This window comes from Duganella aquatilis, from assembly GCF_009674565.1.
Lineage (GTDB): Bacteria > Pseudomonadota > Gammaproteobacteria > Burkholderiales > Burkholderiaceae_D > Rugamonas > Rugamonas aquatilis.
Map to the genome: position 1 here is coordinate 673,128 of NZ_WKJL01000001.1, position 12,777 is coordinate 685,904.

Annotated in this window: 10 protein-coding genes; 3 read left to right on the forward strand and 7 right to left on the reverse strand. The window is 66.6% G+C overall.

Annotated elements, in window-relative coordinates:
- Together GJ698_RS03150 and GJ698_RS03155 are read left to right on the forward strand one after the other, a co-directional pair.
- Positions 1 to 1,203: an HlyD family secretion protein gene (locus GJ698_RS03150; RefSeq protein WP_154356108.1), complete on the forward strand. Its 1,203-nt coding sequence runs from the start codon at positions 1 to 3 to the stop codon at positions 1,201 to 1,203.
- Complete coding sequence (locus tag GJ698_RS03155) at positions 1,200 to 2,597, forward strand: efflux transporter outer membrane subunit (RefSeq protein WP_154356109.1); 1,398 nt, start codon at positions 1,200 to 1,202, stop codon at positions 2,595 to 2,597. Before GJ698_RS03150 ends, GJ698_RS03155 begins: the two co-directional genes overlap by 4 nt.
- On the opposite strand, the gene GJ698_RS03160 is transcribed toward GJ698_RS03155, so the two are convergent.
- The 7 genes from GJ698_RS03160 to GJ698_RS03190 form a co-directional block, all read right to left on the reverse strand.
- Positions 2,587 to 3,048 carry an AraC family transcriptional regulator gene (locus tag GJ698_RS03160; RefSeq protein ID WP_154356110.1) on the reverse strand — a complete coding sequence of 154 codons (462 nt, stop codon included), beginning with the start codon at positions 3,046 to 3,048 and terminating at the stop codon, positions 2,587 to 2,589. The two genes, GJ698_RS03155 and GJ698_RS03160, sit on opposite strands and share 11 nt — an antisense overlap.
- Entirely contained in the window at positions 3,020 to 6,154 is a 3,135-nt protein-coding gene (locus GJ698_RS03165; RefSeq protein WP_154356111.1) for an efflux RND transporter permease subunit, read from the reverse strand. Before GJ698_RS03165 ends, GJ698_RS03160 begins: the two co-directional genes overlap by 29 nt.
- Before the next feature lie 9 nt (positions 6,155 to 6,163).
- Complete coding sequence (locus GJ698_RS03170) at positions 6,164 to 7,273, reverse strand: efflux RND transporter periplasmic adaptor subunit (RefSeq protein ID WP_154356112.1); 1,110 nt, start codon at positions 7,271 to 7,273, stop codon at positions 6,164 to 6,166.
- A gap of 16 nt (positions 7,274 to 7,289) precedes the next feature.
- On the reverse strand, positions 7,290 to 8,693 hold the full coding sequence (locus tag GJ698_RS03175; protein ID WP_229259804.1) for an efflux transporter outer membrane subunit: 1,404 nt from the start codon (positions 8,691 to 8,693) through the stop codon (positions 7,290 to 7,292).
- 261 nt (positions 8,694 to 8,954) lie between these two features.
- Positions 8,955 to 10,316 carry a hybrid sensor histidine kinase/response regulator gene (locus tag GJ698_RS03180; protein WP_371865110.1) on the reverse strand — a complete coding sequence of 454 codons (1,362 nt, stop codon included), beginning with the start codon at positions 10,314 to 10,316 and terminating at the stop codon, positions 8,955 to 8,957.
- A 55-nt stretch (positions 10,317 to 10,371) separates the two neighbouring features.
- Positions 10,372 to 11,112: a 2OG-Fe dioxygenase family protein gene (locus tag GJ698_RS03185; RefSeq protein ID WP_154356114.1), complete on the reverse strand. Its 741-nt coding sequence runs from the start codon at positions 11,110 to 11,112 to the stop codon at positions 10,372 to 10,374.
- A 4-nt stretch (positions 11,113 to 11,116) separates the two neighbouring features.
- Entirely contained in the window at positions 11,117 to 11,575 is a 459-nt protein-coding gene (locus tag GJ698_RS03190; RefSeq protein WP_154356115.1) for a MarR family winged helix-turn-helix transcriptional regulator, read from the reverse strand.
- A 115-nt stretch (positions 11,576 to 11,690) separates the two neighbouring features.
- Between GJ698_RS03190 and GJ698_RS03195 the strand changes: the two genes are divergently transcribed.
- The gene (locus tag GJ698_RS03195; RefSeq protein ID WP_154356116.1) at positions 11,691 to 12,776 is read left to right on the forward strand and encodes an HD-GYP domain-containing protein; all 1,086 of its coding nucleotides are present in this window, start codon (positions 11,691 to 11,693) and stop codon (positions 12,774 to 12,776) included.
- The last annotated feature ends 1 nt before the right edge of the window (position 12,777 follow it).

Below are 12,777 nucleotides of genomic sequence, written 5' to 3' on the forward strand. Positions count from 1 at the left end.
ATGGCTAATAACGATACTCCAGACAACGCATCCCACTCCGACAGCCGCATGGCGGCGATGGCCGCGGCTGCCGCAGCGGCGGCAGTCGCCGCATCGGCGCCAGCCGCACCGGCGCCCGACCGGCGCGGGCAGATCATTTCGGCCATCCTGTTCTCGCTGGTGGCCCTGATCGGCGTGCTGGTGGTGCTGTACGCGTGGCGGCTGCCGCCGTTCAGCAGCGCCGTGGTGTCGACCGAGAACGCGCTGGTGCGCGGACAGGTGACGCTGATCGGCACGCAGCTGCCGGGCTACGTGGTCGACGTCAAGGTGCAGGACTTCCAGTACGTGAAGCAGGGCGAGGTGCTGGCGCTGATCGACGACCGTATCTACCAGCAGCGTTACGAACAGGCGCAGGCGCAGCTGGCGGCGCAGAAGGCGGCGCTGGAGAACTGGGCGCAGTCGCGCCGCTCGGCCGAGTCGAGCGTGCTGCTGAACGAGGCCACCCTGGCCAATGCGCAGGCGCAGCTGTCCAAGTCGGTGGCGGATCTGAAGCGCGTCGATTCGCTGGCGGCGGACGGCTCGCTGTCCCTGCGCGAGCAGGATTCGTCCAAGGCCGCCAATGCGCAGACTTCCGCCGCCGTGGCGCAGGCGCGCGCGCAGCTGGAAATCGCCAGGCAGCAGGTGCTGTCGGTGGCCGTGAGCAAGCAGTCGCTGGAGGCAGCGGTGGCGAACGCGGAAGCGGCGCTGAAGGCGGCCAAGGTGGATCTGGATAACACGCGCATCACGGCGCCGGAAGACGGCCAGCTGGGCCAGGTCACGGTGCGCAAGGGCGCCTATGTGAACACCGGCGCGCAGTTGATGGGATTGGTGCCCAAGCAGCTGTGGGTGATCGCCAACCTGAAAGAGACGCAGATGAACGGCGTGCAGGTGGGACAGCCGGCCACGTTCAAGGTGGATGCGCTGGATGGCAAGCAGCTGACCGGCGTGGTGGAGCGCATTTCGCCGGCCACCGGTTCGGAATTCAGCGTGCTGCCGGCCGATAATGCGACCGGCAACTTCGTCAAGATCGCGCAGCGCATCCCGGTGCGGATTCGCATCGATCAGGGGCAGGCCAATGCGCGCCGGCTGGCGCCGGGCATGTCGGTGATCGTCAGCATCGATACGTCAGTGAAGACGCGGACGCAGGAGGCGCCTGTCGCAGACGCGAACGGAGCCAAGCCATGACCTGGCGCGCAGCGTTCAAGCGCAGGCCCGCTGCGGTGGCGGCCGCGCTGATGCTGGCCGGTTGCGCCGCGACGGTCGCGCCGCCGCCGGCATCGACGGTGCAGATTCCAGCCGCATGGCGTACCGCCGTCGAGGGCCAGTCCAGCGCGCCGGTGGCGCAGCAATGGTGGCAAAGTTTCGGCGATCCGGCCCTGACGGCGCTGGTCGACAAGGCCCTGCAAAGCAATGGCGACCTGCGCGTCGCCCGCGCCCGCGTGGCGCAGTACCGTGCGCTGACCGGCGTGGCGGAGGCGAACCAGAAGCCCAACGTCTCGGTCGACAGCGCGCCGACCCGCACGCGCCAGCTGGCGTGGAACGGCGTGCCGTATGTGACCAATGTCTACCAGGCCGAATTCCAGGCCAGCTATGAAATCGACGCGTGGGGCAGGCTGGCCGCGCTGACCGACGCCGCCACCGCCACCTATCAGGCGGAGCAAGCCAACTCCGACGCGGTGGCGCTGTCGATCGCCGCCACCGTGGCGTCGGGCTACCTGAATCTGCGCGGACTGGATGCGCAACTGGCGCTGACCGAAGCCACGCTGAAGCTGCGCGAGGAATCGGCCAAGCTGGCCAAGCGCCAGTTCGACGTCGGCTACAGTTCGCGGCTGGAGTGGCTGCAGGCGCAGGCCGAGTACCAGACCACCGCCGAGCAGGTGCCGCAGCTGAAGCGTCAGATCTTCGAGCAGGAAAATGCGCTGTCGATACTCACGGGCGGCAATCCCGGCCCGGTTGCGCGCGGCGCCGAACTGGCGGACTTGCAGCCGCCGCCGGTGCCGGAAGGCCTGCCGTCCGAACTGCTGCGCCGCCGGCCCGACATCGCCCGCGCCGAATACAACCTGATCGCCATCAACGCCAATCTACAGGCGACGCGCGACCAGCTGCTGCCGTCCTTCAAACTGACGGCGGTGGGGGGTGTGCAAAATCTGAAGTGGCATGATTTTCTGAATGCGCCGACAGCGCTGTGGCACCTGACCGGTGCGGTGGCCGCGCCGGTATTCGACGGCGGACGCGTACAAAGCCAGACCGACTCGGTGGCCGCGCAGCGCGACCAGACCATCTACGCGTATGAGAGCGCGGTGCGCGCAGCGTTCTCGGAAACCGAAAACGGCCTGGGCGCCATCGTGCGCCTGCGCGAGCAGGCGATCCAGAACGACGCCCGCCGCGCCACCGCGGCCGAAACGCTGCGCATCGCCCACAACCGCTACCGCAACGGCTACGCGTCCTACCTCGAAGAGCTGGACGCCCAGCGCACGCTCTACAGCGCCGACGTCGGCCGTCTGCAACTCAAAACGCGCATCCTGGTCGCCTCGGTAGACCTGTACCGCGTGCTGGGCGGGGGATGGACTAGGCCTTGACCGGGATGCAGAGTTCCGCGGTGAAGACGCCGGTGGCAGGATCCATCGCATAATCGGCCGGATAGCGCTCGAAGCAGACGCCTTCGGCGGCCTTGCCTTCGGCCTGCAACTGGCCGAAGAACTCGCCCCAGGCCGCCGGCACATCGGCGCCGGTGCCTTCGAACGGCGCCACCGCGTAGCGGCCAGCCGGCAGGTGCGTCTCCTTGGCCGGCGGCTGGATCGGATAGTCGGCCGACACTTCCACACAGGCGTCGTAGCGGCATTCGGCGGCCGGCGTGGTGCGCGGATCGTCCTGCGCCACGCCATACGTCACCTTGCCCACCAGCCCGAAAGCCTTCTGCCACGGCGTGAACACCTCTTTCCAGAACTCGCCCACCGCAGGACCGAACGGTCCCTTGTAGCGCAGGTAGGCCACTCGCACTTCAGGCAATTCTTTGATTTCGTACTTCATGCATGTCTCCTTGATCGTCCTGCCCGGCCGCCGGTTGGCGGCGCAGCTTGCGCAGCATGCGTTGCAGCCAGTGCTCAAAGTCGTCCACATAGGTGAATACGGCCGGCACCACCAGCAGGCTTAACAGCGTTGATGTCATCAGGCCGCCAATCACGGTGATCGCCATCGGTGAACGGAAGCTCGGGTCGGCGCCCCAGCCCAGGGCCAGCGGCATCATGCCCGCGCCCATCGCAATGGTGGTCATCAGGATCGGACGGCTACGTTTGTGGCAGGCATCGACCAGCGCTTCGAAACGCCCCATGCCTTCCTGGCGCGCCAGAATAGCATAATCAACCAACAAGATTGAATTCTTGGTTACGATACCCATCAGCATGATCAGGCCGATCATCGACGGCATCGACAGCGCGCTGCGCGTCACCAGCAGCGCCACGAAGGCGCCGCCGATCGACAGCGGCAGCGCTGCCAGAATCGTCGCCGGCTGCATGAAGTCCTTGAACAGCAGCACCAGCACGCAGTAGATGCACAACACGCCGATCAGCATCGCCAGGCCGAAGCTGGCGAACAGCGACGCCATCTCCTGCGTGTCGCCCAATTCCGCGATCTTCACCGACGGCGGCAGGTTTTTCAGCGACGGCAGTGCACGGGCCTCGGCGTTGACTTCCCCCAGCGCGCGCTTGCCCAGCTCCACTTCCAGCGTGACGTTGCGGCTGCGGTTCAGGCGATTGATCTGCGCCGGGCCGCTTTCCATCGTGATGTCGGCCACGGTGGCCAGCAGCACCGGGCCGTTCTTGCCCGGCACGGTGAGGCGGCCGATGGCGTCCAGGTCGGCGCGCACGGCGTCCGGCAGCTTGACGCGGATCGGCACCTGGCGCTCCGGCAGGTTCATCTTGGTCAGGTCGGTGTCGTAGTCGCCGGCGGTGGCCACGCGCACGGTCTGGCCGATGGCGTTGGCGGTCACGCCCAGGTCCGCCGCCCTGGCGAAGTCCGGCGTGACGATGATCTCCGGACGCACCAGCGACGCGGTCGAGCGCACGTTGCCCACGCCTTTCAGCGTGCGCAGTTCGCGTTCGGCTTTTTGTGCCGCTTCTTTCAGTGCGACCGGGTCTTCGCTGCGCAGCACCAGCTGCATCTTGACGCCGTTGTCCGGCGGGCCGACCTTGAAGCGGGCGCCGGGAATGGCGTCCAGCTTGTGGCGGATGAGGGCTTCCAGATCGGCCATCGACTCCTTGCGGTCGGTGCGGTGCACGGTGGTCAGCGTCAGCACGGCGCTGCGCGCTTCGGCGGCGGCGCCGGGCGCGAAGGCGTCGCCGCTGGAACCGCCGCCGATGGAGCTGAATACGGACTTGATGCCCTTGACCTGCATCGCCGCCTGGCGCGCGCGTTCGGCCACCACGCTGGTTTCGGCCAGCGTGGAGCCGGGCGGCAGTTCCAGGTTGATCTGCGTCTGCGCGCGGTCTGCGGCCGGCACAAAGCCGGTCGGCAGCAGGCCGACCAGCATGATCGAACAAACGAAGAACACGGCGGCGGCAATCGCCGTCACCAGGCGGTTCTTCAGGCACCAGCGCATGACGCGGATGTAGCGCGACATCAGCCAGCCGTCTTTTTCCTCGCGCTGCACGGTGGGCTTGAGGATGTAGGCGGCCATCATCGGCGTCAGCAGGCGGGCGACCACCAGCGACGCCAGCACGGCGATGACGGCGGTCCAGCCGAACTGCTTGAAGAACAGGCCGGGAATGCCGCTCATGAAGGCGGTCGGCAGGAACACGGCAACCAGCGCGAAGGTGGTGGCGATGACCGCCATGCCGATTTCGTCGGCCGCTTCGAGCGCCGCTTCCATCGGCGTTTTACCCATGCGCAGGTGGCGTTCGATGTTTTCGATTTCAACGATGGCGTCGTCCACCAGCACGCCGACCACCAGGGCCAGCGACAGCAGGGTGACGGTGTTGAGCGTGTAGCCAAACAGGTAGATGCCGAGGAAGGCCGGCATCACCGATAGCGGCAGCGCGGCGGCGGCGACCAGCGTGGCGCGCCAGTCGCGCAGGAACCACCACACCACCAGCACGGCAAGGATGGCGCCTTCGTACAGCAGTTCCATCGAGCCGTCGAAGTTTTCCTCGACCGGGTGGGCGTTGTCGATGACCTGTTTCAGTTCGACTTTCGGGTTGTTCTTCTGCAGTTCCTCGATGGCGGTGCGCGCGCCTTTGGCGACCGCCATTTCGCTGGCGCCCTTGGTGCGGAAGATTTCAAAGCCGATCACCGGCACGCCGTCCTGCAGCGCCACGGCGCGCGGTTCGGAGACGGTGTCGGTGACGGTGGCCACCTGGTCCAGGCGCACGCGGCGGCCGTCGGTCAGCGGCAGGTCGATGGCGGCCAGTTCGGCGGCCGTCTTCACGGTGGCGATGGTGCGCACCGATTGTTCGGCGCCGCTGATGTCGCCGCGTCCGCCGGGCGCTTCCTTCTGCACCAGGCGCAGTTGGCGCGAGACGTCCAGCGCCGATACGCGCAGTGCGGCCATGCGGGCGTCGTCCAGCTCCACGCGGATTTCGCGGTACACGCCGCCGACACGCTTGACCGCGCCGACGCCGGGCACCGCCAGCAGGCGCTTGGCGACGTTGTTGTCGACGAACCAGCTCAGTTCCTGGCTGTCCGGCTTTTCACCGGGCGCCTGCGAGGCGGCGGCGGTGAAGGTCAGCACCACGCGGCCGGCGGTGGTGGCCTTGGTCACGCTCGGGTCGCGCAGTTCGGCCGGCATGTCGGCCTTGACGCGGGCGACGGCGTCGCGCACGTCGTTCACCGCGTCGGAGATGTTCTTCTCCAGGATGAATTCGACGGTGGTGGTGGAGACGCCATCGAGCACGGTGGAGTAGATGTTCTTGATGCCTTGCAGCGTCGCGACTGAGTCTTCGATCTTGCGCGTGACTTCGGTTTCCAGCTGCGCCGGCGCGCTGCCGTCCAGTGTGGCGGTGACGGTCACGATGGGCAGTTCGATGTCCGGGAAGTCCTGCACCGGATTGGCCTTGTAGGCCAGGAAGCCGGCCAGCGACAGCAGTGCAAACAGCATGATCGCCGGGATCGGATTCCTGATGGAGAGGGCGGAGAAGTTCATGGACTGTCCTTAGTTGGCGACGACATTGACCAGGTCGCCGTCGTTGAGGAAGCCGGCGCCGCGCACGACGATCTGGGTGTCGGTCTTCAGGCCACCCAGCACTTCGATGCGGTCACCCAGGCGGCGGCCCGGCTGCACCTTGATCTGGCTGACGTGTTTGTCGGCGTTGAGGCTGAACACGAAGCTGAAGCCGTCGCGCACGACGATGGCCTGCTGCGGCACGGTCATGGCGTCCGACGCGCCAAGCTGGAACTGGCCGCTGGCGAACATGCCGGCCTTGAACGGCGCGTCCTGGCTGGCGGCGCTTTGCGGCAGGTCGACGTAGACCAGCGCGGAGCGGGTTTGCGGATCGACGGTGGGCGCGATCATGCGCACCTTGCCGGGGACTTCGCTGCCGTTGGCGGCTTTGACCACGGCGCTGACGCCGGGCTTGAGGTTGCGCAGGTCGGCCGCGACCACTTCGGCGCGCCATTCGAGGCGGCCCTGGCGGATCATGCGGAACAGTTCCGTGCCGGCGCCGGAGACCGCGCCGACGGTGGCGGTGCGGGCGGAGATGACGCCGCTGTCTGGCGCCACCACCCTGGTGTATTTCAGGCGCAGCTGCTGGCTCGCCAGCGCGGCCTTGGCGGAGGCGATGCGGGCGTTGGCGGTTTGTTCGGCGGTGTTGTATTGGCTGATCTGCTGTGCGCTCAGGGCGCCGGAGTTTTGCAGCGTGCGGGCGCGGGCGGCGTTGGCGGCTGCGTCGGCGGCGTTGGCTTCGGCTTCGTGCACCGCGGCCTGGGCTTGCGCCAGGTCGGCGTTGACGGTGTCGGCGGAGAACACGGCCAGCACTTCGCCGGCCTTGACCACGTCGCCGACGTTGACGCGCACTTCGGTCAGGCGCAGGCCATTCGATTCGCTGGACACGCTGGCTTCCTGCCAGGCGGCGACGTTGCCGTTGGCGGCCAGTTTGATCGGCAGGCTGGCGGCGCTCGGTTTGGTCACGGTGACTGTCAACGCGGCTTTCGGCGCTTCCGGCTTTTTGTCGTCGGCGGCTTGGGAGTAGGCGGAGATGCCGGCGGCTGCCACGGCAAAAGCGGCTGCCAGAAGGTAGGCGAGTGGTTTGAGTTTGGTTTTCATTATTTTGGCGGAGAGATTAGTTGGCGGCGGCGAGCGCGGTGGCCGGCGCGGTCCAGCCGCCGCCGGCTGCGCGGTAGAGGGCGACCCAGGCGGCGCTGCGTTCGCGCTGCAGGTTGATGACGGTCTGCTCGGCGCCCAGGCGCGTGCGGCGCGCGTCTTCCAGTTCGAACAGGCTGGCCATGCCGTTCCTGTAGCGGTCATCCACGGCGGTGTAGTTGGCGCGATAGCCGTCCAACGCGGTTTGCGCGTCGCCGGCGCGGGCTGCCGTGCTGTCCAGGTTGACCAGCGCCTGTTCGACTTCGCTGACGGCCTGGCGCACGGTGGCGCGGTAGCTGGTGACGGCGGCGTCGTAGCGCGCATTGGCGGAATCGACGTTGGCGCGGCGGCGGCCGGCGTCGAACACGGGCACCGAGATGGCGACCGGGCCGATGGTCCAGGTGTCGGTGCTGGTGCTGTCGCCGGCGGCGCGGAAGTTGGCCACGCCGACGGAACCGGACAAGGTCAGGCGCGGATAGCGCTGCGCCTGGGCGTTGCCGACATCGGCGCTGGCGGCCGCCACTTCGCGTTCAGCGGTGAACACGTCCGGCCGCTGGCTCAAGGTCTGCGCCGGCAGCACGGGAATGGCGATTGCCGGTGCGGCGGCCTGCACGGCCGTGCCAAGCTTCTGGCGCAGTTCCGGCTCGGCGATGGCGGTCAGCGCGGACAGCACTTTGACATCAACGTCGCAGGCGGCGCGCTGGGCGATGTAGCGGCTGTTGCCGTCGGCGGCGCTGGCGCGGGCCAGCGCCAGGCTGGCGGGCGACTGGAAGCCCGCCGTGGCGCTCAGCTCCGTCAGGCGCGCGGTGTCGGCACGCGACACCGCGTCCTGCCTGGCCACCGCCAGCAGCTGCTCGCAGGCGCGCAGGCCGTAGTACTGGTTTGCCACCTCCGCCGCAACCGAGACGCGCGCATCATGCCAGCCGGCGTGCGCGCTTTCCAGGCGCGCCTGCGCCGCATCGCGCGCCGCGCGGTTGGCGCCGAACAGGTCGATCTCCCACGACGCATTCAGCGCCGCCTGCGAGGTGGTCCCCATCGGCAGCGCCGACTGCTGGTTGGAGCGGTTGACGCTGGCCGCCGCATCGACGTTGGGCGCCAGCGCGGCGCCGGCCGCCACCCGCTCCGCGCGCGACTGCGCAATGCGCGACGCCGCCGACGCCACCGTCGGACTGGCCGACTGCGCCGACTCGATCAGCTGCACCAGCAAGCCGTCCGCCTGGCCGCGCCACCACGTGGCGAGATCGGCCTGGCTGCCGTTGTGCGGCAACGGCGCCTGCCACTGCGGGGGCGCTAGCGGGTCGACATGCGCCGCCGGTCCCTGCACCGCGCAGGCGCTCAGCATCGCCGCGACAGCCAACGGCGTCGCGCGTAAAAAAAGTCTCATGCTTTCCCTTGTTGAAGTGTGGATTTTTCCGCCAGCGCCAAGCGGTGCGGGCTGTTGCGGAGATGTAGACGTCGGCGGGCGGTAAATATTGCAAATGCGATTGCAAATGCGCAGGCAAAAAAAAACCCGCTGCCAGTGGCGCGGGTTGAATTCCAATGTTCAGCGAACGGATTGGAGGAGACAGTTCAAACTATACCCCTCTTTATGTTGCAGTGCAATACCGTAGAATTACGTTGTTATTTTAGTCATCTTCGAAAAAGCTCAAACACCGCTTTTGGCCGGCAGGGCCAGGGTGAAGGTGCTGCCGTGGCCGAAATCGCTGTTGAAGAACAGCGAACCGCCGATCAGGTTGGCCAGGTTCTGGCACAGGTAGAGGCCCAGGCCGGCGCCCTCGGCGTGGCGGGTCGAGGTGGAATCCAGCTGCGAGAAGGCCTGGAACAGCTTGGCCTGGTCTTCCTCGCGGATGCCGGCGCCGCTGTCGGCCACCGAGAATTCGATCATCGGCGTCTGGCCGTCGGCGTTGCGCTGCGTCAGCGTCACGCGCACGGTGCCCGTTTCGGTGAACTTGATGGCGTTGTTGCCCAGGTTGAGCAGGATCTGCGTCAGCGCGCGGCGGTCGGTTTCCAGCACGATGGCGGGATCGGCCAGGTCCATTTCCAGCGCCAGGTTCTTTTGCACGGCCAGCGGACGCAGCGTGTCCACCACGTCCTTGACCACTTCCTGGCACTGCACGGTTTCCAGTTCCAGCGTGACCTTGCCGGCTTCGATCTTGGCCACGTCGAGAATGTCGTTGATCAGCGAGAGCAGGTGGCGCGCGCTGGTGCGGATGGTGTTGAGCTGCTTGTCCTGCTCCGGCGTCAGCGGGCCGGGAAGCTTCATCAGCAGCGCGCCGGTGAAGCCGATGATGGCGTTCAGCGGCGTGCGCAGCTCGTGCGACATGTTGGCGATGAAGGCCGACTTCATGCGGCTGGCTTCGGCCAGCTCCAGGTTCTTCAGCGCGATTTCCCGGTTGATGGTTTCCAGCTCGCCGGCGTGGTGCGCCAGCCGCATATTCAGTTCGATCACCTGGCGCTCGCGCGCTTGCAATTCGCTATTGACCTGCACCGCCTGTTCGTAGGTGGAGATCAGCAGGTCGAGGATTTGCTGGCGGTCGGCGTTGATGAAGTGCTTTTGCTCGCCCAGGTACAGGGCGATGCCGATCTCCATGTTCTGGTTCTTGCGCAGCTTCTGGTTCATCAGCATGTGGCCGATGCGGTTCAGCAGATAGTCTTCCGCGTACGGCTTGCGGATGAAGTTATCGGCGCCGCATTCGATGCCGCGGATGATGTCCTTCGGGTCCATCAGCGAGGTGACCAGGATCACCGGGATGTCGCGCAGTTCCGGGTCGGCCTTGATGGCGCGGCACAGCGTGTAGCCGTCCATCTCGGGCATGACGATGTCGGACAGCACCAGGTGCGGCTTGCGTTCGCGGATGGCCTCCAGCGCCAGGCGGCCGTTGGGCGCCACGCGCGCGCCGTAACGCATCGACTGGATCAGACGGCGCAGACGCTCGGCCTGGGTGGGACTGTCTTCGACAATCAGTATTTCGATTTCATCGGGCTGTATTTCGTAACTGGTGTCCACAGACAACCCTCCTGGCGCGTTTTGTTAGCAGCACAAACTATATCGGATTAGCCCCTCAAGGGGAAGTTTCCTGTCCCTGGAAGGCGCGCGCGCGCCAGGTCAGCACCAGGGTGTCGCGGTGGCCGTGTTGCCCCAGCGGCTGGATCGGAGTGGATTCATGAATGACAGTTGCGTCATCCAGCAGCAGCATGGTCCACGGCGCGGTCATGGTGAAGCGCTTGCCGTTCGGGCCATCGGCCTCGAACACGCGGGTTTCGCCGCCCTTGATGCCGTCGCGCGCGATCAGGATCACGGCGACGAAATCGACGCCGTCACGGTGCGCGCCTTCCGGCGTCGGGCGGCCGATGCCGTCGGTGGTGTCGATGCGGAACTGGTGCGCCTCCACGTACCACGGCGCGTCCGTGCCGCGCGCCTGGCTGCAGACCTGGCCGATGGCGGTGATCAGCGCCGGCCAGGCCGGCTGCGTGACGGTGGCCGGCAGCACCGGCTCGAACAGGCGGTTCATGCCGCCGTGCAGGGCGTTGTATTCCAACGGCTGCCAGTGCGCGCGGTGCGGGGTCTGCGCCAGGTGGCTGCCTTCCTGGATGAAGCAGGAATGGCGGCGGCGGCGATAGCGGCCGCCGTCCTTCAGGTATTTGTCCGGTTCCAGTCCGTTCCAGCTGGGGATCAGGGCGTCGAGCGCGGCCAGCGGCAGGCCGGCCAGCGCCGCCACGTCCTGCGGTTGCAGCAGCGCGTAGCCGTCGTCGCGCAGCGCCGCGACGGCGTCGGCCAGCGGTGTGAAAATAGGCGTCGTCATGGGCTTAAGCGGCGGAGGCCATCAGGCTGGAACGCAGTTCGTCGAGCTGTTGTTTCATGCCCACGACCTGGTCCAGCGTGCAGTGCGTGGCTTGCAGGATGGAGGGCGGCAGCTTGGCCGCCTCGTGGCGCAGGGCGTCGCCGTGCGGCGTCAGCTTGATGATGACCTGGCGTTCGTCGTTGGCGGCGCGGGTGCGCGTCAGCAGCTCGGCCGCTTCCATGCGCTTGAGCAGCGGCGTCAGCGTGGCCGAGTCGAGGAACAGGCGTTCGCCCACTTCCGACACGGTCAGTTCGTTTTTCTCCCACAGCACCATCATCACGAGGTACTGGGAGTAGGTCAGGCCGAGGCTGCGCAGCAGTTTGCGGTACAGCTTGCTCATCGCCAGGGAAGTCGAATACAGGGCGAAGCACAGTTGCTGGTCCAGCTGCGGGACGGCGGAGTTGGGGGGTGTTTGCGTTTCCATGTTCCCAGTATAGGTAGCGCACTATATAATTGCAAGCTCGCCGGGGAAAAATAGTTTTTGCAGGCAAATCCGCTCGGTTATGATGATGGAAAGAATTTTCAGGGAGCAGCGGCAGATGAATGTCAAAAAGGCCATCGTACTGATCGTCGATGAAGCTACGGACAACCTGATCCACATGAACGGCATGCTGGAAGATCAGTACGAAGTCCGGCTGGCCAACAGCGGCCGCGCCGCGCTGGACATCATGCAGCACGTGCCGCGCCCGCACCTGGTGGTGGTGGACGCCGACCTGGCCAACATCGACGGCTACAGCGTGTGCCAGCAGCTCAAGTCCAGCCCCGACACCGCCGAAATCCCGGTCATCCTGCTGCAGCGCGATTCCGACGAGCCGCGCGCCTTCGAACACTGCGCCGCCGACGTGGTGGCCAAGCCGGTCAACGGCGCCGTGCTGCGCGCCCGCGTGGACACCCACCTGCAGCTGCGCCATTCGCGCGAACTGCTCAAGCAGCAGCGCAACCTGCTGGAACACGTGGTGGAGGAAGTCACGGCGGAACTGAGCCAGATGCTGGACGCCATGATCTGGGCGCTGGCGTCGCTGGCCGAAACGCGCGAATACGAAACCGCCAACCACCTGCGCCGCGTGCAGCACTATGTGGCGGCGCTGGCGCGCCAGCTGCAGACGCACAAGCGCTTCGAGGAGGAACTGAGCGAGGCGAATATCAAGGCGCTGTTCAAGGCGGCGCCGCTGCACGACATCGGCAAGGTGTCGATTCCGGATGCGATCCTCCTCAAGCCGGACCGCCTGACCGACGCAGAATTCGAGATCATGAAGCAGCACACGGTGTACGGCCGCGACGCCATCCGCAACGTCGAGAACGCGCTGGGCTACACCAACACCTTCCTGCGCTATGCGCGCGAAATCGCCTACTCGCACCAGGAGAAGTACGACGGCTCCGGCTATCCGCAGGGGCTGGCGGGCGACGCGATTCCGATGTCGGCGCGGCTGATGGCGGTGGCTGACGTGTATGACGCGCTGATTTCCAAGCGCGTCTACAAGCCGGCCTTCACCCACGAAACCGCGATGGAGATGATACGGCAGGGCAGCGGCGAGCACTTCGACCCGGACGTGGTCGACGCGATGCTGACGGTGGAGGAGGAGTTCATGGCCATCGCCAACCGCTACGGCGATCCGGTCAGCTGAC

What these genes read in the sequence shown, in the direction of transcription:
- GJ698_RS03160 (WP_154356110.1), bottom strand. Translation starts at nt 3,048, where the DNA reads ATGAAGTACGAAATCAAAGAATTGCCTGAAGTGCGAGTGGCCTACCTG.
- GJ698_RS03175 (WP_229259804.1), bottom strand. Translation starts at nt 8,693, where the DNA reads ATGAGACTTTTTTTACGCGCGACGCCGTTGGCTGTCGCGGCGATGCTG.
- GJ698_RS03195 (WP_154356116.1), top strand. Translation starts at nt 11,691, where the DNA reads ATGAATGTCAAAAAGGCCATCGTACTGATCGTCGATGAAGCTACGGAC.
- GJ698_RS03190 (WP_154356115.1), bottom strand. Translation starts at nt 11,575, where the DNA reads ATGGAAACGCAAACACCCCCCAACTCCGCCGTCCCGCAGCTGGACCAG.
- GJ698_RS03155 (WP_154356109.1), top strand. Translation starts at nt 1,200, where the DNA reads ATGACCTGGCGCGCAGCGTTCAAGCGCAGGCCCGCTGCGGTGGCGGCC.
- GJ698_RS03165 (WP_154356111.1), bottom strand. Translation starts at nt 6,154, where the DNA reads ATGAACTTCTCCGCCCTCTCCATCAGGAATCCGATCCCGGCGATCATG.
- GJ698_RS03170 (WP_154356112.1), bottom strand. Translation starts at nt 7,273, where the DNA reads ATGAAAACCAAACTCAAACCACTCGCCTACCTTCTGGCAGCCGCTTTT.
- GJ698_RS03185 (WP_154356114.1), bottom strand. Translation starts at nt 11,112, where the DNA reads ATGACGACGCCTATTTTCACACCGCTGGCCGACGCCGTCGCGGCGCTG.
- GJ698_RS03150 (WP_154356108.1), top strand. Translation starts at nt 1, where the DNA reads ATGGCTAATAACGATACTCCAGACAACGCATCCCACTCCGACAGCCGC.